General features: G+C 72.2%; 19 protein-coding genes. 6 read left to right on the forward strand and 13 right to left on the reverse strand.

Features of this window, described 5'->3' with window-relative positions; all coding sequences use genetic code 11:
• Window positions 1-73 precede the first annotated feature (73 nt).
• Window positions 74-1,033 (reverse strand): DUF389 domain-containing protein, encoded by a 960-nt coding sequence (locus P0Y31_RS17895; RefSeq protein WP_275871895.1) that lies wholly within the window; start codon window positions 1,031-1,033, stop codon window positions 74-76.
• Window positions 1,034-1,133: 100 nt separating this feature from the next.
• Here P0Y31_RS17895 and P0Y31_RS17900 point away from each other — a divergent pair, with 100 nt between their 5' ends.
• Both P0Y31_RS17900 and P0Y31_RS17905 read left to right on the forward strand, forming a co-directional pair.
• Window positions 1,134-2,633, forward strand: coding sequence for a carboxylesterase/lipase family protein (locus tag P0Y31_RS17900; protein ID WP_275871897.1), 1,500 nt, complete (start codon window positions 1,134-1,136; stop codon window positions 2,631-2,633).
• 155 nt (window positions 2,634-2,788) lie between these two features.
• A complete protein-coding gene (locus tag P0Y31_RS17905; protein ID WP_275871899.1) occupies window positions 2,789-4,018 on the forward strand; it encodes a hypothetical protein in 1,230 nt (409 codons plus the stop codon).
• A gap of 26 nt (window positions 4,019-4,044) precedes the next feature.
• On the opposite strand, the gene P0Y31_RS17910 is transcribed toward P0Y31_RS17905, so the two are convergent.
• Genes P0Y31_RS17910 through P0Y31_RS17920 form a run of 3 tightly spaced genes read right to left on the reverse strand, consistent with a single transcriptional unit; the run spans window position 4,045 to window position 7,209 of the window.
• Window positions 4,045-4,380: a DUF3703 domain-containing protein gene (locus P0Y31_RS17910; protein ID WP_275871900.1), complete on the reverse strand. Its 336-nt coding sequence runs from the start codon at window positions 4,378-4,380 to the stop codon at window positions 4,045-4,047.
• A gap of 34 nt (window positions 4,381-4,414) precedes the next feature.
• A complete protein-coding gene (locus P0Y31_RS17915; protein WP_275871902.1) occupies window positions 4,415-5,728 on the reverse strand; it encodes an MFS transporter in 1,314 nt (437 codons plus the stop codon).
• On the reverse strand, window positions 5,725-7,209 hold the full coding sequence (locus P0Y31_RS17920) for an FAD-dependent oxidoreductase (protein WP_275871904.1): 1,485 nt from the start codon (window positions 7,207-7,209) through the stop codon (window positions 5,725-5,727). Before P0Y31_RS17920 ends, P0Y31_RS17915 begins: the two co-directional genes overlap by 4 nt.
• A gap of 164 nt (window positions 7,210-7,373) precedes the next feature.
• On the opposite strand from P0Y31_RS17920, the gene P0Y31_RS17925 reads away from it, so the two are divergent.
• On the forward strand, window positions 7,374-7,736 hold the full coding sequence (locus tag P0Y31_RS17925; protein ID WP_275871906.1) for a metalloregulator ArsR/SmtB family transcription factor: 363 nt from the start codon (window positions 7,374-7,376) through the stop codon (window positions 7,734-7,736).
• Window positions 7,733-8,812, forward strand: coding sequence for an ArsO family NAD(P)H-dependent flavin-containing monooxygenase (locus P0Y31_RS17930; protein ID WP_275871908.1), 1,080 nt, complete (start codon window positions 7,733-7,735; stop codon window positions 8,810-8,812). Before P0Y31_RS17925 ends, P0Y31_RS17930 begins: the two co-directional genes overlap by 4 nt.
• Window positions 8,813-8,832: 20 nt before the next feature.
• Here P0Y31_RS17930 and P0Y31_RS17935 read toward each other — a convergent pair whose 3' ends face one another.
• A complete protein-coding gene (locus P0Y31_RS17935) occupies window positions 8,833-9,246 on the reverse strand; it encodes an arsenate reductase ArsC (protein ID WP_275871910.1) in 414 nt (137 codons plus the stop codon).
• 29 nt (window positions 9,247-9,275) lie between these two features.
• Entirely contained in the window at window positions 9,276-10,370 is a 1,095-nt protein-coding gene (arsB, locus tag P0Y31_RS17940; RefSeq protein WP_275871912.1) for an ACR3 family arsenite efflux transporter, read from the reverse strand.
• Window positions 10,371-10,512: 142 nt separating this feature from the next.
• Between arsB and P0Y31_RS17945 the strand changes: the two genes are divergently transcribed.
• Window positions 10,513-10,869 (forward strand): metalloregulator ArsR/SmtB family transcription factor, encoded by a 357-nt coding sequence (locus P0Y31_RS17945; protein ID WP_275871913.1) that lies wholly within the window; start codon window positions 10,513-10,515, stop codon window positions 10,867-10,869.
• Between the two features lie 49 nt (window positions 10,870-10,918).
• On the opposite strand, the gene P0Y31_RS17950 is transcribed toward P0Y31_RS17945, so the two are convergent.
• The 7 genes from P0Y31_RS17950 to kdpF form a co-directional block, all read right to left on the reverse strand.
• Window positions 10,919-12,292 carry a potassium transporter TrkG gene (locus tag P0Y31_RS17950; protein WP_275871915.1) on the reverse strand — a complete coding sequence of 458 codons (1,374 nt, stop codon included), beginning with the start codon at window positions 12,290-12,292 and terminating at the stop codon, window positions 10,919-10,921.
• An 80-nt stretch (window positions 12,293-12,372) separates the two neighbouring features.
• On the reverse strand, window positions 12,373-13,089 hold the full coding sequence (locus P0Y31_RS17955) for a response regulator transcription factor (protein WP_275871917.1): 717 nt from the start codon (window positions 13,087-13,089) through the stop codon (window positions 12,373-12,375).
• Window positions 13,086-15,647 carry a DUF4118 domain-containing protein gene (locus P0Y31_RS17960; RefSeq protein WP_275871919.1) on the reverse strand — a complete coding sequence of 854 codons (2,562 nt, stop codon included), beginning with the start codon at window positions 15,645-15,647 and terminating at the stop codon, window positions 13,086-13,088. Before P0Y31_RS17960 ends, P0Y31_RS17955 begins: the two co-directional genes overlap by 4 nt.
• Window positions 15,648-15,711: 64 nt before the next feature.
• Window positions 15,712-16,287: a K(+)-transporting ATPase subunit C gene (kdpC, locus tag P0Y31_RS17965; protein ID WP_275871921.1), complete on the reverse strand. Its 576-nt coding sequence runs from the start codon at window positions 16,285-16,287 to the stop codon at window positions 15,712-15,714.
• Between the two features lie 3 nt (window positions 16,288-16,290).
• Window positions 16,291-18,336 (reverse strand): potassium-transporting ATPase subunit KdpB, encoded by a 2,046-nt coding sequence (gene kdpB, locus P0Y31_RS17970; RefSeq protein WP_275871923.1) that lies wholly within the window; start codon window positions 18,334-18,336, stop codon window positions 16,291-16,293.
• Window positions 18,333-19,982, reverse strand: coding sequence for a potassium-transporting ATPase subunit KdpA (gene kdpA / locus P0Y31_RS17975; protein ID WP_275871925.1), 1,650 nt, complete (start codon window positions 19,980-19,982; stop codon window positions 18,333-18,335). The genes kdpB and kdpA overlap by 4 nt, the downstream gene beginning before the upstream one ends.
• Complete coding sequence (gene kdpF / locus P0Y31_RS17980; RefSeq protein ID WP_275871927.1) at window positions 19,982-20,215, reverse strand: K(+)-transporting ATPase subunit F; 234 nt, start codon at window positions 20,213-20,215, stop codon at window positions 19,982-19,984. The genes kdpA and kdpF overlap by 1 nt, the downstream gene beginning before the upstream one ends.
• 6 nt (window positions 20,216-20,221) lie before the next feature.
• Here kdpF and P0Y31_RS17985 point away from each other — a divergent pair, with 6 nt between their 5' ends.
• Window positions 20,222-20,989, forward strand: coding sequence for a DUF4118 domain-containing protein (locus tag P0Y31_RS17985; RefSeq protein WP_275871929.1), 768 nt, complete (start codon window positions 20,222-20,224; stop codon window positions 20,987-20,989).
• Window positions 20,990-21,012 lie beyond the last annotated feature (23 nt).

The following is a 21,012-nucleotide window of genomic DNA, read 5'->3' on the forward strand; positions in this document are numbered from 1 at the left end:
CGGCGCGCCCCGTTTCACGACCACCGACACACGGAAGGGGCCACGGTCACCGCCGGTAGTTGCTCCCCTTCGCTCAGCGCCGCCGAAGCCGTCCGACGAGCCGCGCCCGGTGCGCGGAGACGCGCGCCCAGACGGCCTGCTGAAGGGCCAGGGTCGCCCAGCCCGCCAGCGCCATCCCAGAGAGGTTGAGCGCGAGTTGGAGCGAGCTGCCCCACACCTCGTGCCACGCCCCGAACGCCAGACCCAACGCCACATTCCCGGCTGCGGGCACCGTGGTCACCGAGATGAAGACGCCCGAGAGCCCACCAACCCTCGCCGACGTCAGCGACAGCACACCGGCTGCGGCGGCGATGACGGCCACGATGAAGGACCACCTGTCAGGCGTGTAGATGAAGGCGGTCTCGGGCCGTGACCCCGTGACGTCGTCGAGGGTTACCCACCCGAACGACTTCCCCACCAGCGTGGCCAGGGTGGTCGCGAGAATGGCCACGACGAAGCCCATGAGCAGGGTGCGGGCCGCGAGGCGCAGCAGCGACCCGCGCCGACGGACCAGCGCGACGCCCAGCGCAGCGACCGCGCCGAACTCCGGGCCGAGGACCATCGCCCCGATCACGAGGATCTGCGAGTCGAGGACGATGGCGATCCCGGCGATCAGCGTGGCGAGCACCATGAAGCTCGTGTAGGTCCAGTTGAGCTCCGACTCCTCGTACGCGCGCTGGGTGACATCGGCCCAGACGACGGAGTCGGCGCTGCTGCCCGGCGCCCGCCGCTCGGCGTCGTAGCCTCGTTGGGAGAACCAGGCCCGCACCGGCTCGAGGTGCACGCTCCCCTCGTGCTGGATTCCCATCCCGCGGAGCCGGTCCACGACGTCGTTCGCAGCCTCGCGCGCGACGTCCGCGTACACCAGGTCACCCGGAGGTCGCAGCGAGGCGCCCCGGACGGCCGAGAGGCTGCTGACCGCCGGGTCCTCCGACAACATCCCCAGCACCTCCTCGGTCAAGGACGCAGGCGAGGCGATACGCACGTGCAGCATGCGGCACAGTGTGCCCGCTCTTCCCTCTGTGCAGGGCCCCGCACCGCTCCGGGACCTTCGGCTCTGCTGAGCCCCCTGTCCCGGTCTGAGGCTGGTGGCCATGGGCTCCACGGTGAAGGTCGCAGCGGGTCATCTGCACGGCACGCAGGTCGACGGGGTCCACGCCTTCCTCGGAGTGCCGTTCGCGGCCCCGCCCGTCGGCCCACACCGCCTGCGCAAACCGCAACCGGTCGAGCCGTGGAGCGGCGTCCGCGAGGCGACCGAGATCGGGCCGTCACCGCCACAGGTGGCCCCTCCCGAGGGCGGCGGGTCCGGCTGGGACACCGAGGCGATCGGCGACGACTGCCTGACCCTGAACGTCTGGACGCCGGACCCGGGGGCCGCCGGGCTGCCCGTCATGGTGTGGGTCCAGGGTGGGATGTTCGAGTTCGGGGCCACGGCTGCCTACGACGGCAGGCACTTCGCGCGTGACGGAGTCGTCTGCGTCGTCATCAACTGGCGCGTCGGGGCGGACGGGTTCCTCTACCTCGACGACGGCGTCGCGAACCTGGGGCTGCTCGACCAGGTGGCCGCCTTGGAGTGGGTGCGGGACAACATCGCCGCCTTCGGTGGCGACCCGGACAACGTCACGGTCTTCGGAGAGTCCGCCGGGGCCATGAGCATCGGGGTGATGCTCGCCATGCCGGCCGCCAGGGGCCTGTTCCGTCGGGCGGTCCTGCAGAGCGGAGCCGCCCACCAGGCCCTCTCTGCCGAGACGGCTGCACGGGTCGGGCGCTCCCTGGTGGACCGGCTGGGAGTGCCGCCCCGTCGGGACGCCATCGCCGCCCTCCCCGTCGAACGGCTCCTGCAGGCGCAGGCGGAGCTCAAGGCCGAGCTCCTGGCGCACCCTGACCCCGACCTGTGGGGAGGCGACGTCGTCGCCAGCATGCTGCCGTGGCAGCCGGTCATCGATGGGAGAACCCTTCCCGGCACGCCCATCGAGCTGATCGCAGGCGGGTCGGCAGCCCAGGTCGACGTACTGGCAGGCACCAACACCGACGAGTGGCGACTCTTCCTGGCCATCACCGGAGAGATCGCCCGGATCACCGAGGAACATCTGACAGGGCCCGTCGGCCTACACGGGTTCCGCACCCTGGCTGCATACGGCCTTCCGGTCGAGAAGGGGCTCGCCGCGTACCGGGCCCACCATCCCGGTGCCGCCCCGGGTGAGCTGCTCGCGGCCGTGCAGACCGACTGGTGGACCCGGGTCCCGGCCATCCGGCTGGCCGAGGCGCACGTCAACCAGCGGTCAGGCACCTACATGTACGAGTTCGCCTGGCCTGCACCGGGACTCGGTGCGGTCCACGGGTTGGAGATCCCGTTCGTCTTCGACACCCTCGGGGCCGACGCCCCGCTCTTCGGGCCACTGGTCGGCGACACCGCGCCGCAGGGACTCGCCGACACCATGCACCGTGCCTGGATCTCGTTCGCCACCACGGGAGACCCAGGATGGCCACGCTACGGCCCGGACCGGCGGGCGACCATGCGGTTCGACACCGACCCCCTGGTCGTCGACGACCCCCGTGCGTGGGAGAGGGACCTCTGGCACGGCATCCGCTGACCCGACTCGTCACGGGCCGGCACTCCCGCGCGGCCCTGTCGCAACGCCCGACCTCGCTGCACACTGGATCCACGCCCGCACTCCGCACAGCTCGCCCGGAAGGCGGCCCCGGGCAGGAGTGCGGGGCGGGAGGGCCCCGGACCCAAGGACTCGCCATGACAGCGCAGGACATCGTGGAGGCAGGGGAACAGGTCGTCGCCGGCCTGCTGGCGCGCGGCCACCACCTCGAGCTGGCCTACGCCGGCGTGTCCACCGCCTACCACAGCGACGAGGCCGCAAGCGGCGCGTGGATGTCGACGTTCTTCGAGGGGTACTTCCGCCCCTCGCACGGCGACCGACCCGATGCCACGCTCTTCGCCACCGAGGACCCACGGCTGTACCGCGCGCTGGGGCGCTGGGCGTCCCAGTCACCAGGTGCGGGTGCGGAACCGGGTGCGGCTTCGGCCTCGGCCTCGGCCTCGGGGAGGAAGGACCACACCACCGTCTCGGTCGACGACGGGGTCACGCTGGTCCGCACGAGGGCGACCAAGGTGTCGTCGCAGGAAGACGTCTTCACGCTGCTGTTCGCCGAGCAGCGCAGGGTCGTCCTGGTCACCACCGGGAGGCCTGAGGTGCGCAGGGAGGAGGCGATGCAGACGGTACGCGCGCTCACCAAGTGGCTGCTCCTGGAGCGGGGCTGGGTCCCCATGCACTCCGCCTGCGTCGCCCACACAGGTCGGGCCGTCTGCATCGCGGGAGGAAAGGCCTCGGGCAAGACGAGCACCCTGCTCAACCTCCTCGCGAGGAGTGGCTGCGACCTGGTCGCGATCGACAAGTTCCTGCTCCGGGAGACGGGCGCGCACCTGGAGGTCTGCGGGCTTCCCGGCAAGGCCGGAGTGCGCATCGGCACCGCTGCGGTGCTTCCGCCTCTGCTCGACTGGGTGGCCAGCGAGGAACACCCCTTCTTCGCCACGCCCAGCGCTGACGAGGTGCACCGCATCGCGGCGTCGAACACCCCGGAGCAGCTGAGGACTCGGAAGGAGAAGATCCTCATCCTCCCCAGCGAGCTGAGCCACCTCCTGCAGACCTCGATCACGGCCATCGCTCCCCTGCACCTGCTGCTGGTGCCCGTCTTCGACCTCGAGCTCACCGAGCCCCGGCTCGTCCCGGGCAGCGTCGAGCACGCCGCCAGCCTGCTGTCGGAGTGCTACGTCGGGCTCGACGCCAAGGGCGAGGACGCCCTGCTCCCCCTCTTCGACCTGAGCGACCTGCTGCTGCGACAGCGGCTGTCGGGCATGCTCGAGCGCCACCTCGGCGACATGCAGGTCTACGAGCTGCACCAGAACCACGCCACCAACGAGCAGGCCGCGAGGCTGGTGAGCGCCCTGCTGGCGTCGTCAGGCTAGGCGCTCGTCCACGCCCGGCCGGTCGCTCAGCGCCGGGCCAGCAGCTCGGCGAGGTCCTGCGGCAGGGGCATGGGCTGGGTCAGCGGGACCGTCGCGCGGCCGGTGTTGCCCTCGGGGTAGCGCCCCAGGGCCGAGCCCGGCGCCGCGACCAGGAGGCGGACGACCTGTCCGACGGCCTCGCGCCGGTCGCGTTCGCGCCAGGCGACCTGGAGCATGACGGCGTGTGCACGGGTGTGGGGCCACGGCCACGGCTGGGAGATGATGTGGGCCCGCTCGAGGGCCGCCCACCGCTCACGGGTGGTGGCAGCGCGCCTGGCCGTGACGAGCTCGTCGTGGAACGCGGCTCTGATGTGCGCGGGCATGCGACCGTGCATGGTGGGTCCTTTCTCTGGGTCTTCACGGGTTCTGGGCGCCTGCAGCACCCCGTCCGGCCATCCGCAGGCTGGCGGCCCCTGCCGCGCACAGTCCCAGCACCGCGACCAGCACGGGCTCATAGGAGCCGTATGCCGTGCGCGCCAGGCCTGCGAGCAGGGGTCCTGCGGTGGTGGCGAGGGTGATGATGAGGGCCATCAGGCCGGCGAGCGAGGCGTAGCGCGCCAAGCCGTGACTGCTCGCCAGCAGGACCGGTCGGGCGATCGTGCCGGCACCGAAGCCCAGCCCGAACAGGGCGACGAACGCCACCGCGCCGAGCACCGAGTCACCGGCAAGCAGGAGCACCACGACCCCGGCACCCTGCACGAGGAACATCGCAGCCGTCACTGCTGCGGCCGATCGGCGACGGGCCATGCCGGTCAGCACCAGCCGCCCCGAGACGGAGAGTGCCCCCAGCGCGCCAGTCGCCGCTGCGGCGAAGCCGGCCGAGTGTCCCTGCTCCAGCAGGAAGGGCACGAGGTGCACGGCGACGACGATGACGGCCGTGGCCTGCGCGGCGAATCCCGCGGCATACCAACGGAGCTCCGGCTGGCGGGCGGCCCACGCGGCCGTCGCGCGCAGCCCGGGCCGCTGCGGTTCCGCCGTCCCTGCGGGCCGATCCGGTGGTGTGGCCGCCCCGTCGGGGTGGAGGCCGAGGTCCGCCGGCTCGGTGCGGAGCACGAGCCAGTGGGGCCCGGCGGTCACCACCGCAAGCACCACGGCGAGGACGAGCAGGGCGTCACGCCAGCCGAGGGCCGCGATGAGGGCACTGGACGTGGGCAGGGCCACGGTGGACGCGAAACCGGCCACGACCGTGACCGCGAGCAGGGCGGCGGACCGCCTGACGTGGAACCAGCGCACGACCACGGCGAAGGCCGGCTCGTAGAGCACGCAGGCCCTGGCCAGCCCGATGCCGGCCATCACCAGGTAGAGGCCCGCCACGGTGTGCACGCGCGACCACGCCACGACGAGCGCGGCGCACACGAGGGCCCCCGCAGTCATGAGCCCGCGCGGGCCCCGCGCATCCAGCCAGCGGCCGACCGGCACCGAGGCGACCCCGGTGAGCAGGACCGCCACCGAGAAGGCCCCGCCGAGCTCGGCGGAGGTGAACCCGAGCTCGGCCGCCATCGGCACCTGGAAGACGGCAAAGGCGTAGTACAGGATGCCCCAGCTGACGGTCTCGGTGACCGCCAGCACGCCGACGATGCGCCACCCGTGGAAGACCCGGCGCCCCTTCCTGCCTCGCGCCCCCGTCCGGATGATCGGCCCGGCGAGGGCACGGGAGGCGGCGTTGCTCACCCGCAGCAGCCGCCGGCCCGGCCCGGCGACACATCTGCCAGGGCGAGTGGCTTGCCGTGGCCCTGCGCCAGCGCGTCGCCGGCCCGACCGCCCGGCACGGCCGTGGCGAAGCCGAGCCGGACCGCCTCCAGGGGCACCGTGGCCGCAAGTTCCGCGTCCGAGAGCGCGTTGGTGGACGAGCAGACCCCCGTCTCGGGCAGGACGAGCTGCAGCTCGTCGGCCGCGGCGTCGTCACCGGCGAGGTGTGCGGCGATGGAGCGCACCTGCTCGTTCCCCGTGGTGATGAGGAAGGTCGGCGCCCGTCCGTAGGACTTCATGCCCACGACGAAGAAGCCCGGCTCGTTGTCGTGGGCGAGCTCGCGCCAGCCGTGCGGCGCGACCGTGCCGCACGAGTGTGCCTGCGGGTCGACGAGCGGCCCGAGAACCCGGGGCGACTGCAGCCCGGGGTCGAGGTCGAGCTGGAGCTCGGACACCATGTCGAGGTCGGGCCGGAACCCGGTCGCGGCGGCGACGTTGTGCAGGCCCGGGACCTCCTGCCCTCCCGCTGCGGTGTCGCCCACGACGGTCAGCGTCCCCGTCTCCTCGTCGACGCGCAGCTCGCGCGTGGAGAAACCGGTGAGGAACTCCACCGCCCCGCCCGCGACGAGGTCGGCGAGGTCGGACCCCAGCCTGCCGCGGTCGGGCAGCTGGTCGGAGGACCCGCCACCGAAGGCCCGCCTGGCGCTGGTGCCGCGGATGGCCCAGACGACGCGGGTGCCGGGCACCTCGCGAGCCAGCTGGGCCAGGGCCACGAGGGTGTTGGCTGCCGAGTGGCCCATGCCCACCACGAGTGTCGAGCGGCCTGCGAAGCGCTCACGCTCGGCCCCGAGCACGTCGGGCAGCGGGCCGACGAGGAACCCCGCCTCGCGCGCCTGCTCCTCCCCCAGCGCCGGCAGCCCCGAGGCCCCGAGGGGGTTGTGCTGGTGCCAGGTGCCGGAGGCGTCGATCACCGCGCGAGCAGACAGGTCCTCGACCGTGCCGTCGAGATTGGCGACCCTGACGACGAAGGGCCTCTCGGCGCGGCCCACCGTGCGCGACCGGTCCAGCCCCCTGCGCGAGACCGCCAGCACCCGCGTGCCGGTGCGGACCCGGGGGCCCAGGACATCGGCCAGGGGCACGAGGTACTGCTCGACGATCTCGGCGCCGGTCGGCGACTGGCGCCCCACGGGGCGCGTCCAGCCGGCGTCGGCGAGCAGCCTCTCCGCCGTCGGGTCGACGATGTACTGCCAGGGCGTGAAGGTGCGGATGTGGCCCCACTCACGCATCGCCGCGCCGACGGCCTCGCCGGCCTCGAGGACGAGCACCGGCAGGTCACGGGCGACCAGATGTGCTGCGGCAGCCAGTCCCACGGGGCCGGCCCCGATGACGACGACGGGCAGGTCTGCCTCATCGGCGGCGGATGTCAGGACCTCGAGGGCCTCGGCGGTGGGAGTGAGGGCCATGCTGGTCTCCTTCTGGGTTGGCTCCGACGGGGTTCCGGCGGGCGGACCGCCCGGTGGAACAGCCACGACTGTTTCGACGTTCATCAAATCAGAACTTCGACAGACGTGGAACCATTCCTTCGAAGTTTTTCGAAGAATCCCCTCGACGAAGGTAGGCTCCAGCCGTGGCCACGACAACGAGTCCCGCAGAGTCCTCGCGCGCCCAGCTCACGGTGCTGACCGCGTGCTGCGCGCCCGCACAGGCAGCTGTGGCCGACGAGAACGCCCAGGCCCTGGCCGACATGTTCAAGGCGCTGGCCGACCCTGCCCGGGTGAAGATCATGGCGATGCTCCTCACGGCCGAGGAGGTCTGCGCCTGCGACATCTCCGAGGGCATCGGCAAGAGTGCGGCCACCGCCAGCCACCACCTGAAGATCCTCCGGGACGCAGGCCTGGCCATCAGCGAGAAGCGCGGCACCTGGGTCTACTACCGTGCCGTGCCGGGGCGGCTCGCGGCCGTCGTCGACGCCCTCAGCATCGGCCGGTGACGCACCCGGTCGACGTCGCGGTCATCGGCGCCGGTCAGGCCGGGCTGGCCACCGCCTACTACCTGCGCCGGGCAGGACTGGAGCCCGGGACCGGCTACGTCGTGCTCGACGCAAACCCTGCCCCGGGCGGTGCGTGGCAGCACCTGTGGCCCTCGCTGCGGCTGTTCTCGCCCGCGGAGTACTCGTCACTGCCGGGGTGGCTCATGCCCACGCCGAGCGGGGCCGGCTTTCCACCGGCCGAGCACGTGGTCGACTACCTGACCCGCTACGAGGAGCGTTACGAGCTGCCGGTGCACCACGGCACCCGGGTGCTCGAGGTGTGCCGCGCCGACACCGAGCCGCGTGGCCCCCTCGTGTTGCGCACCGCCGACGGCGCCTGGGCCGCGCGTGCCGTGGTGAGCGCCACCGGCACCTGGGGGCGTCCCTTCGTGCCCCACTACCCCGGGGTCGAACGGTTCCGTGGCCACCAGCTGCACAGCGCGGCATACCGGGGCCCGCAGGGCTTCGCGGGCCGGCGGGTGGTCGTCGTCGGCGGCGGCAACACCGGCGCCCAGCTGCTGGCCGAGCTCTCCGAGGTCGCCACCACCACGTGGGTGACCCTGCGGCCACCGCGTTTCCTGCCCGACGACGTCGACGGTCGCGCGCTGTTCGCCGTGGCGACCGCGCGGCGCCGCGCCCTCGACGCCGGAGACGCGGACCCGGGCGGAGTGGCCTCGCTCGGCGACGTCGTCATGGTCCCGCCCGTCAGGGCGGCCCGCGACCGGGGTGCCCTGGTCGCGCTGCCGATGTTCGAGCGGCTCACGGAGGGCGGCGTCGCCTGGGCGGACGGCACCGAGCAGCCCGCCGACGTGGTCCTCTGGTGCACCGGCTTCCGCCCCGACCTCGGTCACCTCGCCCCGCTGGGCCTGCGCGGTCCCGACGGGCGCATCGAGGTCGCGGGCGCACGCGCGCTCGCCGAGCCGCGCCTGCACCTGCTCGGGTACGGCGACTGGACCGGACCCGGTTCGGCCACCCTGATCGGGGTGGGCCGCACGGCGCGCGAAGCGGTCGCCGAGATCACCGCGGCACTGCGCTGACGGAGGCCGCTTCCCGCGCCTCAGGCGCGTGCGGGGACGTCGAGCTCTTCGAGGAGGGTGAGGATCCGGCGTTTGATCTCGTCACGGATGGGCCGCACGGCCTCGACGCCCTTGCCGGCCGGGTCCTCGAGCTCCCAGTCCTCGTAGCGCTTTCCGGGGAAGATCGGGCAGGTGTCGCCGCAGCCCATGGTGATGACCACGTCGGAGTCCTTCACGGCCTCGGTCGTGAGGATCTTCGGCGTCTCCGCCGTGATGTCGATGCCCTCCTCCGCCATCGCCTCGACGGCCGAGGGGTTGACCTGGTCGGCCGGGGCCGACCCGGCCGAGCGCACCTCCACTGCACCACCGGAGAGGTGCTGCAGGTAGGCGGCCGCCATCTGGGAGCGGCCGGCGTTGTGGACGCAGACGAACAGGACGCTGGGCTTGTCGCTCATGACGTGGAGCCTTTCTTCAAGGGAGCGGGTCAGGACATGGTGCGATGGCCTGCGAACTTCCGGCGCAGGGCGAGGCTCACGTACACCAGGGCCACGAGCGCGGGAACCTCGATGAGCGGCCCGACGACCCCGGCGAGCGCCTGCCCGGACGTCGCGCCGAAGGTGGCGATGGCGACCGCGATGGCAAGCTCGAAGTTGTTGCCGGCCCCGGTGAAGGCGAGCGTGGCGGTGCGCTCGTAGCCCAGCTTCATCCCGGCTCCCAGCGCGAAGCCACCTCCCCACATCAGCGCGAAGTAGACCAGCAGCGGCACCGCGATGCGGGCGACGTCGAGGGGGTTGGAGGTGATCGCCTCGCCCTGGAGCGCGAACAGGATGACGATGGTGAAGAGCAGCCCGTACAGCGCCCACGGCCCGATGCTGGGAAGGAACTGCTGCTCGTACCAGGCGCGCCCCTTGGCCCTCTCCCCCAGCCGGCGGCTGAGGTAACCGGCGACCAGCGGGATCCCGAGGAAGATCAGCACCGAGCGGGCGATGTCCCACGCCGATACGTCGAGGGCGGTCTGCTCGAGGCCGAGCCAGCCGGGCAGCGCCTGGAGGTAGAACCAGCCCAGCGCCGCGAAGGCGAAGACCTGGAACACCGAGTTGAGCGCGACGAGCACCGCCGCCGCCTCCCGGTCACCGCACGCCAGGTCGTTCCAGATGATCACCATGGCGATGCACCGGGCCAGGCCGACGATGATCAGGCCGGTGCGGTACGCCGGAAGGTCCGGGAGGAAGACCCAGGCGAGCGCGAACATCAACAGCGGCCCCACGACCCAGTTGAGCAGCAGGGACCCCGCCATGAGCCGGCGGTCGGACGTCACGGCGTCGAGCCGGTCGTAGCGGACCTTCGCCAGCACCGGGTACATCATCACCAGCAGCCCCAGCGCGATGGGGAGCGAGACACCGTCGACCTCGACGGCCGAGAGCCCGTCGCCCAGCCCTGGGACCAGCCGGCCGAGCAGCAGTCCGGCGAGCATGGCCAGGCCGATCCACAGGGGCAGGAAGCGGTCGAGGGTCGACAGCCGGGCCGCGACGGGCTGGTGTCGTGGGGCTGCAAGGGGGTCGGTGGTGCCGGTGCTCACGAAGTGGTGGCCCTTCCAGGGTCATCGGCCGGGACGTGACGTCGCGCAGCCACTGGATCGATTTGTGTCGATGCCTGAGCCTCCCAATTGCATAGACACCTGTCAACATAGAGACTCGTGGATGGAAGAGAGGAGCCCTGAGATGGGTCTCACGACGCTGACCACCACGCCACATGCCGTGACGGGCACGGCATCCCAGTGCGGGGCAACGGCACCTGCCCCCATCGCCCGGGGCGAGGCCGAGCGGCGGGCCACCCTGCTCAAGGCGGTGGCCGACCCGGCACGGCTGCAGCTGCTGTCCATCGTCCGAGCCTCCGAGTCCGGGGAGGCGTGCGTGTGCGACATGGCCGATGCGGTCGGGCTCTCGCAACCCACGGTGAGCCACCACCTGAAGGTCCTCGTCGACGCAGGCGTGCTCACGCGGGAACGTCGCGGAACCTGGGCCTGGTACACGCTCGTGCCGGACCAGCTGTCGGAGATCTCGAGCTTCCTGGACTGACCCGGGCCGGGCTGCGACACACAGCTGCAACCCACAGGGTGTGGCACCGTCAGCCGACGATCGGACGCTCCTCCGGGAACTCGAACGAGCGCGGACGGGAGCGCAGCGTCAGCACGGCCCCCATCGTCAACGGGCCGAGCCGACCGATGAACATCAGGACGGCCAGCAGCACCTGCCCGGTCACCGGCAGCTCCCCCGTCGCGCCCGTGGAGAGTCCGACGGTCGCGAAGGCCGAGGTGGCCTCGAACAGCAGCACGTCGAGGGAGAGGCTGGACATCGCGAGCAGGCACCAGGTGCCGCCCACGACCGCGGCGACTCCCAGCAGCGCCACGGTGACCGCCTGCCTCTGCGACGCCGCTGGCACGCCCCTGCCCCACGCCGCGACCCGACGGTCACCGCGCAGCTCGGCCCAGATGACGTAGGCGAGCAGCGCGAACGTCGTCACCTTGATCCCGCCTGCCGTGCCGGCGCTACCCCCGCCGATGAACATCAGCACGTCACTCGCCAGCAGGCTCTCAGTGCGCAGCTCTCCGGTGGGCACGCTGTTGAATCCGGCGGTGCGGGTGTTCACCGCGTGGAAGGCCCCGGCCAGGAACCGCGCCCCCTCCGGCAGCCGCCCGAGCGTGCCGTCGTTGTCCCACTCCACCGCCGTGAAGACCGCCGAGCCGGCCACCAGGAGCACCAGCGTCGTCGACAGGGTCAGGCGCGTGTGCAGCGTCCATGCCCACGGGTGGCGCAGGTTCCGCCGCAGCTCCACCAGCACGGGGAAACCCAGTCCCCCGAGGACGATCGCGCCGGCGATGGGCAGGCAGATCCACACGTCGGTCGCGAACCGCTCCAGGCTCGTGCTCCAGAGCGCGAACCCGGCGTTGTTGAACGCGGAGACGGCATGGAAGACCCCGAGGTAGAGCGCCCGTGACGGGGGCTCGCCGTAGCCGACGGCGAAGCGCGTCGCCAGCAGGACCGCCACCACCGCCTCCACGAGGAGGCTGGTGCGGGCCACCCCGAGCACCACCGAGCGTGTGTCGAGGCCGCCCCCGTCATGGTGCACCTCGGTCTCGGTGAGCATCCCGGCGCGCGCCCTCAGGCGCCGCCCCACCAGCAGTACGAGCAGCGAGCCGAGCGTCATGACCCCGAAGCCCCCGACCTGGATCAGCCCGAGGATGACCACCTCCCCGAAGGCGGACCAGTGGGTCTGGGTGTCGACGACCACGAGGCCGGTCACGCAGACGGCCGACGTCGACGTGAACAGGGCCGTGACCAGCCCCGTGGCACGCTCGCCCTCCGTCGCGACGGGCAGCATCAGCAGGGTCGTGCCGACGGCGATGGCCGCAGCGAACCCTGAGGCCACCACGCGCACCGGGTGCGTGAGGAAGCCCAGGAGCCCGGACCAGCGCCCTGAGTCGGTGGTCTCGAGGGTCACGTCACGAGGTTCGCGCAGGAGCGGCGCCCCGCCGAAGCTGTGGACGTTAGAAACGCGTCAAGATTCCACGCCCTCCGCTCTCACGCCGGTGTCGGACGCTGCGGTCGTGTGGGGACGGCTCCCACGAGGCGGTAGCCGTGGCCGGGCTCGGTCAGCAGGTACCGCGGCCGGGCCGGGTCGGGCTCCAGCTTGCGCCGGAGCTGGTTCGCATACACGCGAAGGTAGTTCGACTCCCTGCCGTATGCCGGACCCCACACCTCTCGCAGCAGCTCCTGCTGAGCGACCAGGTGCCCGGGAGTGCGGGCCAGCACCGCCAGCAGCCGCCACTCGGTCGGGGTGAGGCGCACCACCTCCCGCCCGACCACGGCACGCCGCTCGGTGAAGTCCAGTGCGAAGTAGTCGGTGACGAAGGGCGGCTGCACCGCCTCCGACGTCTCCCCCTGCCGCCGCAGTGCGACCCTCACTCTCGCGAGGAGCTCCTCCATCCCGAACGGCTTGGTGACGTAGTCGTCAGCGCCCTCGTCGAGTGCCTCGACCTTGTCGACCGAGTCGGTTCGGGCAGACAGCACGATCACGGGCACGTCGGCCACCTGACGGAGGCGGCGGAGGACCTCGACACCGTCGAGGTCCGGCAGGCCCAGGTCCAGCACCACGAGGTCAGGACGTTCCTCGTGGAAGGCCTGCAGCGCGGACCGGCCGTCCCCGGCCGCCTCCACGTCGTAGCCCCGGGCACGCAGGTTGATCGACAGGGTCCGCACCAGGTGGGGTTCGTCGTCCACGACCAGGATCCGGCTCACGGAACCATCCTGTCAGCAGTGTGGACGGCGTCCGGCGGCGCAGGAGACGGCGCCGTGTCGGCCGACGCCCTCGGCAGCTCGAGCACGATGGTCAGCCCGCCCCCGGGGGTGTCCTCGGCCGCGATGCCACCATCCATCGCCTCCATGAGGCCCTTGGCGACTGCCAGCCCCAACCCCACCCCGCTGCCCCTCGGGGCGTCGCCGAAACGCTGGAAGGGCGCGAAGATGAGGTCCTTGGCTGCCTCGGGAACCCCGGCACCACGGTCCACCACGCGCAGCTGCACGACGCGGCCGGTGGCGGCCCCGCGCACCACGACCTCCTGCCGGCCCGGCGCGTGGCGCAGCGCGTTCTCGAGGACGTTCGTGAGCACCCGGTCGAGCAGCCCGGTGTCTGCCTGCACCGGGGGCAGGCCCGGGGCGAGGTTCAGCCGCACGCGAGCGGGGTCGGACAGCTGGCCGACCGCCGACTCCACGGCCCCCTCGACGTCGACGGCGTCCCTGCGCGCCTCGACCGTGCCGCTCTGCAGGCGGGAGAGGTCGAGCAGGTTGGTCACGAGGGCGGTGAGCCGGTCCACGGACTCCTCGATCGTCTCCAGCAGGCTCGCCTCGTCCTCGGGGCTGAAGCGCACCTCCCCCTGGCGAAGGCTGGATGCCGCCGCCTTGATGCTGGCCAGTGGGGTGCGCAGGTCGTGCGACACGGCCGCCAGCAGCGCCGTACGGGCGCGGTTGTCCTTCGCCAGGGCGGCGGCCCGGTTCGCCTGGGCGACCAGCTCCTCCCGGTGGAGGAGCACCCGGGCCCGGGCGGCGAACACCGAGACCAGGCGGCTGTCCTCGCCGCTGAGCACCCGCCCCGTCAGGACGAGGGCGTGCTGGTCGTCGACCTCCACCCGCACCGGCGCGTCGGCGACGGAGCCGACCGTGAACCGCTCGCTCGCGACGACGACCTGCCACGGCTCCCGAACGGCCGCGCGTCGCACCACGGCGGCGGCGTCCACTCCGAAGAAGTCGACGGCCTGGCGGATCAGGGCAGCGAGCTGGTCCTCCTCCCCCAGCAGCGACTCGGCGGTGCGGGCCAGGGCTGCAGCTTCGCGCTGGGCAGCCCGCGCCGCGGCCGCGCGCCGGTCTGCCAGGTGCACCACAGACGACACCGAGAGCGCCACCGCGACGAAGACGGCCAGCACCACGAGGTTCTGCGGGTCGGCGATCGTGAGGGTGTAGTAGGGCGGGGTGAAGAACCAGTTGAGCGCGAGGCTCCCCGCGAGGGCAGCGACCAGCGCCGGGCCGAACCCGCCGACGAGGGCGACGACGACGGTCAGCAGCAGGAAGAGCAGCACGTCGAGCGACAGCTCGTGCCCGTCGCGGGTCAGGTGGAGCGCCCCGGTGAGCGCCAGCGTCCCCGCCGTGGCCAGCAGCCAGCCGAGCGCCACGCGGTGCCCGCCGAGCAGCGGAGGCGCGGTGCCCGAGCCACCGCGGAGGCTGCCCTTGTACTCGTGGGAGACCAGGTGCACGTCGATGTCCCCTGACGCGTCGACCACCCGCTGCCCGACGCCGGGTCCGACCACCGCGCGCCACCACGGGCGCCGCGAGGTGCCGATGACGATCTGGCGGGCGTTGACGCCACGGGCGAACTCCAGCAACGCCTCGGCGGCGTCGTCTCCCTGCACGGTGTGGAAGGTGCCGCCGAGCTCGCTGGTCAGCTCGTCCAGCTCGGCCAGCTGCTCGAGGCTGCTGTTGACGAGCCCGTCCGGCGGTGACACGTGCACGGCCAACAGCTCACCACCCGCGCCGCGCGAGGCGATCTGGGCGGCACGGCGCAGCAGGGTGCGCCCCTCCGGGCCTCCGGTCAGGGCGACGACCACCCGTTCCCGAGTGGGCCAGGGCTCGGTGATCGCGTGCTCGGCACGGTAGCGGCCCAGGCCCTCCTCGACGCGGTCGGCGAGCCACAGCAGCGACAGCTCGCGCAGGGCGGAGAGGTTGCCCTCCCGGAAGTAGTTCGCCAGCGCGGCGTCCACCTTCTCGGCGGCGTAGACGTTGCCGTGCGCGAGCCGGCGGCGCAGGGCGTGCGGCGACATGTCGACGAGCTCGATCTGGTCGGCGCCCCGGACCACCTCGTCGGGCACGGTCTCCTGCTGGCGGACGCCGGTGATCGCCTCGACGACGTCGTTGAGCGACTCCAGGTGCTGGATGTTGACGGTGGAGATGACGTGGATGCCGGCGTCGCGCAGCACCTCGATGTCCTCCCACCGTTTCTGGTACCGGCTGCCGGGTGCATTGGTGTGGGCGAGCTCGTCGACCAGGGCCACCTCGGGCTTGCGCTCGAGCAGGGCGTCGAGGTCGAGCTCGCGCAACGACGTCCCACGGTGGGTGACCTCGCGCAGGGGCACCCGCTCCAGACCTGACATCAGGCCGGCGGTGTGGGCCCTGCCATGGGTCTCGCACACGCCGATGACGACGTCGGTGCCCCGCTCCCGGCGTCGGTGCGCCTCCGAGAGCATGGCGACGGTCTTCCCGACGCCCGGTGCGGCGCCGAGGTAGACCCGCAGCGATCCCCTGGCCATGCGCTGATTCTCGCCCCTCAGCCGCCGGAGCCGAAGCGGCGCCGGCGGACTGCGCACTCCCGGCTCACCGTGCGGCCTCCTCGACCGCCAGGTTGAGCTCGAGCACGTTGACCCGCGGCTCCCCCAGGAAGCCCAGCACCCGGCCCTCGGTGTGCTCCCGCACCAGGCGCTCCACGACGCCGCGGGGCAGGTCGTTCGCGGCGGCCACCCGAGGCGCCTGGGCCATCGCGTTCGCCGGCGAGATGTGCGGGTCCAGGCCACTGGCAGAGGCAGTCAGCGCGTCGGCCGGCGCCGGCACCCCGTCGTTGGCAACGGCATACCCGGCGCGGCGCTCGGCGAGCGCGGCCTGCTGGTCCTCGTGCGCCGCGTAGAGGTTGGTGCCCCCGCTGACGTCACCGGCGTAGTCGCTGGCCGAGGGTCGCCCGTGGAAGTGCCGCTCGGCCGTGAAGTCCTGGCCGAGGAGGGCGGACCCGACCACGGTGCCGCCCCGCTCGATCCGAGAGCCGTCGGCCTGGTGCGACAGGCCGACCCTGCCGACCCCCCAGACCACAGCCGGGTAGAGCACCCCGAGGAGCAGGGTCAGGGCCAGCAGCATCCGGGTGGCGGCCAGGAGCTGGCGGGTGGTGGAGGACTGCGCCATGGTTCAGCTCATTCCGGGAAGTAGGGACACGACGAGGTCGATGGCCTTGATGCCGATGAACGGCACCACCACGCCACCAAGCCCGTACACCAACAGGTTTCGACGCAGGAGGCTGCTTGCGCTGCTCGGCCGGTAGCGAACTCCCCTGAGCGCCAACGGGACCAGCGCCACGATGACCAGCGCGTTGAAGATGACCGCCGACAGGATCGCCGACTCCGGCGAGGACAGCCGCATGACGTTGAGGGCGTCGAGGCCCGGGTGGAGCACCACGAACATCGCGGGGATGATCGCGAAGTACTTGGCGATGTCGTTGGCGATCGAGAACGTCGTCAGCGCGCCCCGCGTGATCAGCAGCTGCTTGCCGATCTCGACGACCTCGATGAGCTTGGTGGGGTCCGAGTCGAGGTCGACCATGTTGCCGGCCTCCTTCGCCGCCGCGGTGCCGCTGTTCATGGCGACGCCGACATCGGCCTGCGCCAGCGCAGGAGCGTCGTTGGTGCCGTCACCGGTCATGGCGACCAGCCGGCCACCCTCCTGCTCGGCCCTGATCAGGCGCATCTTGTCCTCAGGGGTCGCCTCGGCCAGGAAGTCGTCGACCCCGGCCTCGCGCGCGATCGCAGCGGCGGTCAGCGGGTTGTCGCCGGTGATCATGACGGTGCGGATGCCCATGCGCCGCATGACGTCGAAGCGCTCCCGCATCCCCTCCTTGAGGATGTCCTTGAGCTCGACCACCCCCAGCACCCGGGCGCTGCCACCGGGCTGCTGCTCGGCCACCACCAGCGGGGTGCCACCGGCGCGGCCGACCTCGTCGGCGACCTTCTGCACCTGCTCCGGCACGGTCCCGCCCGTCTGGCGCACCCAGGCCGCCACCGCGGTCCCGGCCCCCTTCCGGACCCGGGTGCCGTCGGGCAGGTCCACCCCGGACATGCGGGTCATCGCGCTGAACTCGATGAACTCGGCACCACTGCGGGCGAGCAGGTCCGCGCCCCGCCCGCCGTCGACGCCGTGTGTCCCGTGGGCGAGCTCCACGATCGACTTCCCCTCGGGGGTCCCGTCCGCGAGCGAGGAGAGGTATGCCGCCTCCGCCAGGTCACGTTCGGCCGCACCGTCGACGCCGACGAAGGCGCTGGCCCGGCGGTTGCCGAGCGTGATCGTGCCGGTCTTGTCGAGCAGCAGGGTGGAGACGTCCCCGGCCGCTTCCACCGCGCGGCCCGACATGGCGAGCACGTTGCGCTGCACGAGCCGGTCCATGCCGGCGATCCCGATGGCCGACAGCAGGGCCCCGATCGTCGTGGGGATGAGGCAGACGAGCAGGGCGACGAGTACGACGACGGACTGGGTGCGGCCGGAGTAGGCCGCCAGCGGCTGCACCGCCATCACCGTCACGAGGAAGATGATCGTCAGCGTGGTCAGCAGGATGGTCAGGGCGATCTCGTTGGGGGTCTTCTGGCGCTGGGCCCCCTCGACGAGCCGGATCATCCGGTCGAGGAAGCTCTCCCCCGGCTTGGTCGTGATGCGCACGACGATGCGGTCGGACAGCACCGTGGTGCCGCCGGTGACTGCGCTGCGGTCGCCACCGGACTCGCGGATCACCGGAGCCGACTCCCCGGTGATCGCCGACTCGTCGACCGTGGCGATGCCCTCGATGACGTCGCCGTCGCCGGGAACCACCTGGCCGGCCTCGACCACCACGGTGTCACCGACGTGCAGCTCGGACCCGGGGACGAGCTCGGCCGAGCCGTCCGGCCGCAGACGGCGCGCCATGGTCTCCCGCCTGGCTGCGCGCAGCGAGGCGGCCTGGGCCTTGCCACGCCCCTCGGCGACGGCTTCGGCACCGTTGGCGAAGAGCACCGTGGCCCACAGCCACCCGGCCACCGACCAGCTGAACAGGCTGGGGTCCACCAGGGCCAGGCCGGTGGTGAGGACGGAGCCGACCCACACCACGAAGATGACCGGTGACCGCCAGACGTGGCGAGGGTCCAGCTTGCGGACCGCCTGGGGGGCGACCGCCCTCAGGGACGGGGTCGTCGGGGTGGAGCGCCTGGTCATGACAGGGCCTCCGCAACGGGACCGAGGGCGAGGGCGGGGAAGAACGTCAGCCCCGCGACGACGAGGGCGACTCCGGCGAGCAGCCCGACGAACATCGGGCTGTGGGTGGGCATGGTGCCCACGGTCACCGGTCGGGTCTTCTGCTCCACCAGCAGCCCGGCGAGGCGCAGGACGAGCAGCATGGGGACGAACCGGCCGAGGAACATGCACGCGGCGAGGGTCAGGTTGTACCAGGGGGTGTCGGCCGACAGGCCGGCGAACGCGCTGCCGTTGTTGTTGGCAGCCGAGGCGTAGGCGTACATCACCTCGCTCAGCCCGTGCGGGCCCGAGGCGAGCATGGACGACCGAGGGCCACTCACGACCAGCGACAGTCCGGTGAAGGCCAGCACGAGTACCGGCATCACCAGGGTGTAGAGCGCGGCAGCGGTGATCTCCCGCCGGCTGATCGTCTTCCCGACGTACTCGGGGGTGCGGCCCACCATCAGACCGGCGATGAACACGGCCAGCAGCGCCACGATGACGATGCCGTAGAGCCCTGAGCCGACCCCACCGGGCGAGACCTCTCCCAGCACCATGTTGCTCAGCACCACGCCTCCGCCGAGCGGGCTCAGGCTCTCGTGCATCGAGTTCACCGCCCCCGTCGAGGTGCCGGTGGTGGAGGCGGCGAACAGGCTGGAGGCCCAGACGCCGAAGCGCTGCTCCTTGCCCTCCATCGCACCGCCGAGGGCCCCAGAGGCCGACACCTCCGCCGCCGTCGTCAGCGCGACGCCGGTGCCCCACAGCACGGCCGCGAAGCCGAGCAGGGCCCAGCCCTGACGTCGGTCGCCGACCAGGAGGCCGTAGGTGCGGGTGAGGGCGAAGGGGATGAGCAGGAGGAGGAAGACCTCGAGGAGGTTGGTGAACGCGTTGGGGTTCTCGAAGGGGTGGGAGGAGTTGGCGTTGAAGTACCCGCCGCCGTTGGTGCCCAGCAGCTTGATGGCCTCCTGCGAAGCCACCAGCCCACCGCGGAGGACCTGCTCACCGCCTGCCGCCGTCGTGACCGTCCCGGGCGCGTCGAGGTTCTGCACGACACCGGCGGCGAGGAGCACCACCGCTGCGACACCCGCGATGGGCAGCAGGATGCGCACGCAGCCCCGGACGAGGTCGACCCAGAAGTTGCCGACGCCTCGTCCGGCGCTGCGGGCCAGGCCACGGATGAGGGCCACGGCGACGGACAGGCCCACCGCCGCCGAGACGAAGTTCTGCACGGTGAGGCCCACGGCCTGGGCGACCGGCGTCACGCCCGTCTCACCGGCATACGACTGCCAGTTGGTGTTGGTGACGAACGAGACCGCCGCGTTCAGCGCGGTGCTCACCCCCATCCCCTCCGCGTCCTGGCGCAGCGGCAGCCGGAGCTGGACGAGGACCAGTGCGAACAACGCAGCGATGCTGACCACCGAGAACGCCATCACGCTGAGCGCGTAGGTCTTCCAGCCCTGCTCGGACTCGGGGTCGACGTGCACGAGGCGGTAGACCGCCTGCTCCACGCGCCAGTGACGCCCGTCGGTGTAGACCCGGGCCATCCAGGCGCCGAGGGGGTGGTGGCAGACCGCGAGCATCACGACGAGCACGCCGATGGTGAGCAGGCCGCTCACGGTGGTGGACATCAGGACTTCTCCGGCCGGATGAGGGCGTAGACCAGGTAGGCCAGCAGGGCAAGACCCAGGAGCGCCGCGACGAGGTTCTCGATCACGTGTCCAGTACAGGCGCGACTCGCCCGGCGGCGGCCGGTGTTGACGTCGCCCTGACGACCGTTGACGAGATCTTGACGCGGCCACGACAGGCGGGCGTCAGGAGGGCGACAAGACCCTTGACGGCAGGCCTGCCGGTGCGCAGTCATGGCCTCATGGACCTCAGGCGTCTCCCCCGCAGGCACCGCGGGCTGACGGTGCTGGTGGCTGCGGCGGCGCCCCTCGCCGCGGCAGCTCTGCTGTCACTGTTCCGTGGCACCCTGACCGCCGCCACCGACGTGCTGGTGCTGGTCGCCGTCGTGGTGGTGTTCGGCGCGACCGGTATCCGCGCGGCCGGCCTGGCCGCCGCGCTGTCCGCGGTTGCCTGGTTCGACTTCTTCCTGACCGAGCCCTACGGCTCGTTCGCGATCGACGACCCCAACGACCTCGAAATCGCGGTCATCCTCCTGCTCATCGGTGGCGTGGTGACGGAGACGGCCCTGTGGGGGCAGCGGCAGGAGGCCGCGCTCAGCAGGGAGACCGGTTACGTCAACGGGGTGCTCGCCACGGCACAGTCCGTCAGCGAGAGCCGTGGCAGCGCCGACGAGGTCACTCAGGCGGTGGCCCAGCGGATCCGCGACCTCCTCGACCTCGACGGCTGCACCTTCGCCCCGGGCGGTCGCGCCGACGACCTCGACCCGACCCTGCGGCACGACGGCTCACTCGTCCGCGGGGCGCAGGTGCTCGACGTGGAGCGTGACGGGTTCCCCGCCGACGAGGCGGTGGTGCTGCCCGTCCGCGTGGCCGGCGAGCTCCGCGGCCGTTTCCTGCTCACGGCCTCCTCGCACGTGGCGCGCCCCTCGGCGCAGCAGCGGCGGGTCGCGGTACTGCTGGCAGACCAGGTCGCCAGCCTGCTGCCCGCCACGGGGAGCGGCGCCCAGTAGCGCGCCCGGCCCCACCTCGTCGA

The organism is Knoellia sp. 3-2P3, from assembly GCF_029223115.1.
GTDB lineage: Bacteria > Actinomycetota > Actinomycetes > Actinomycetales > Dermatophilaceae > Pedococcus_A.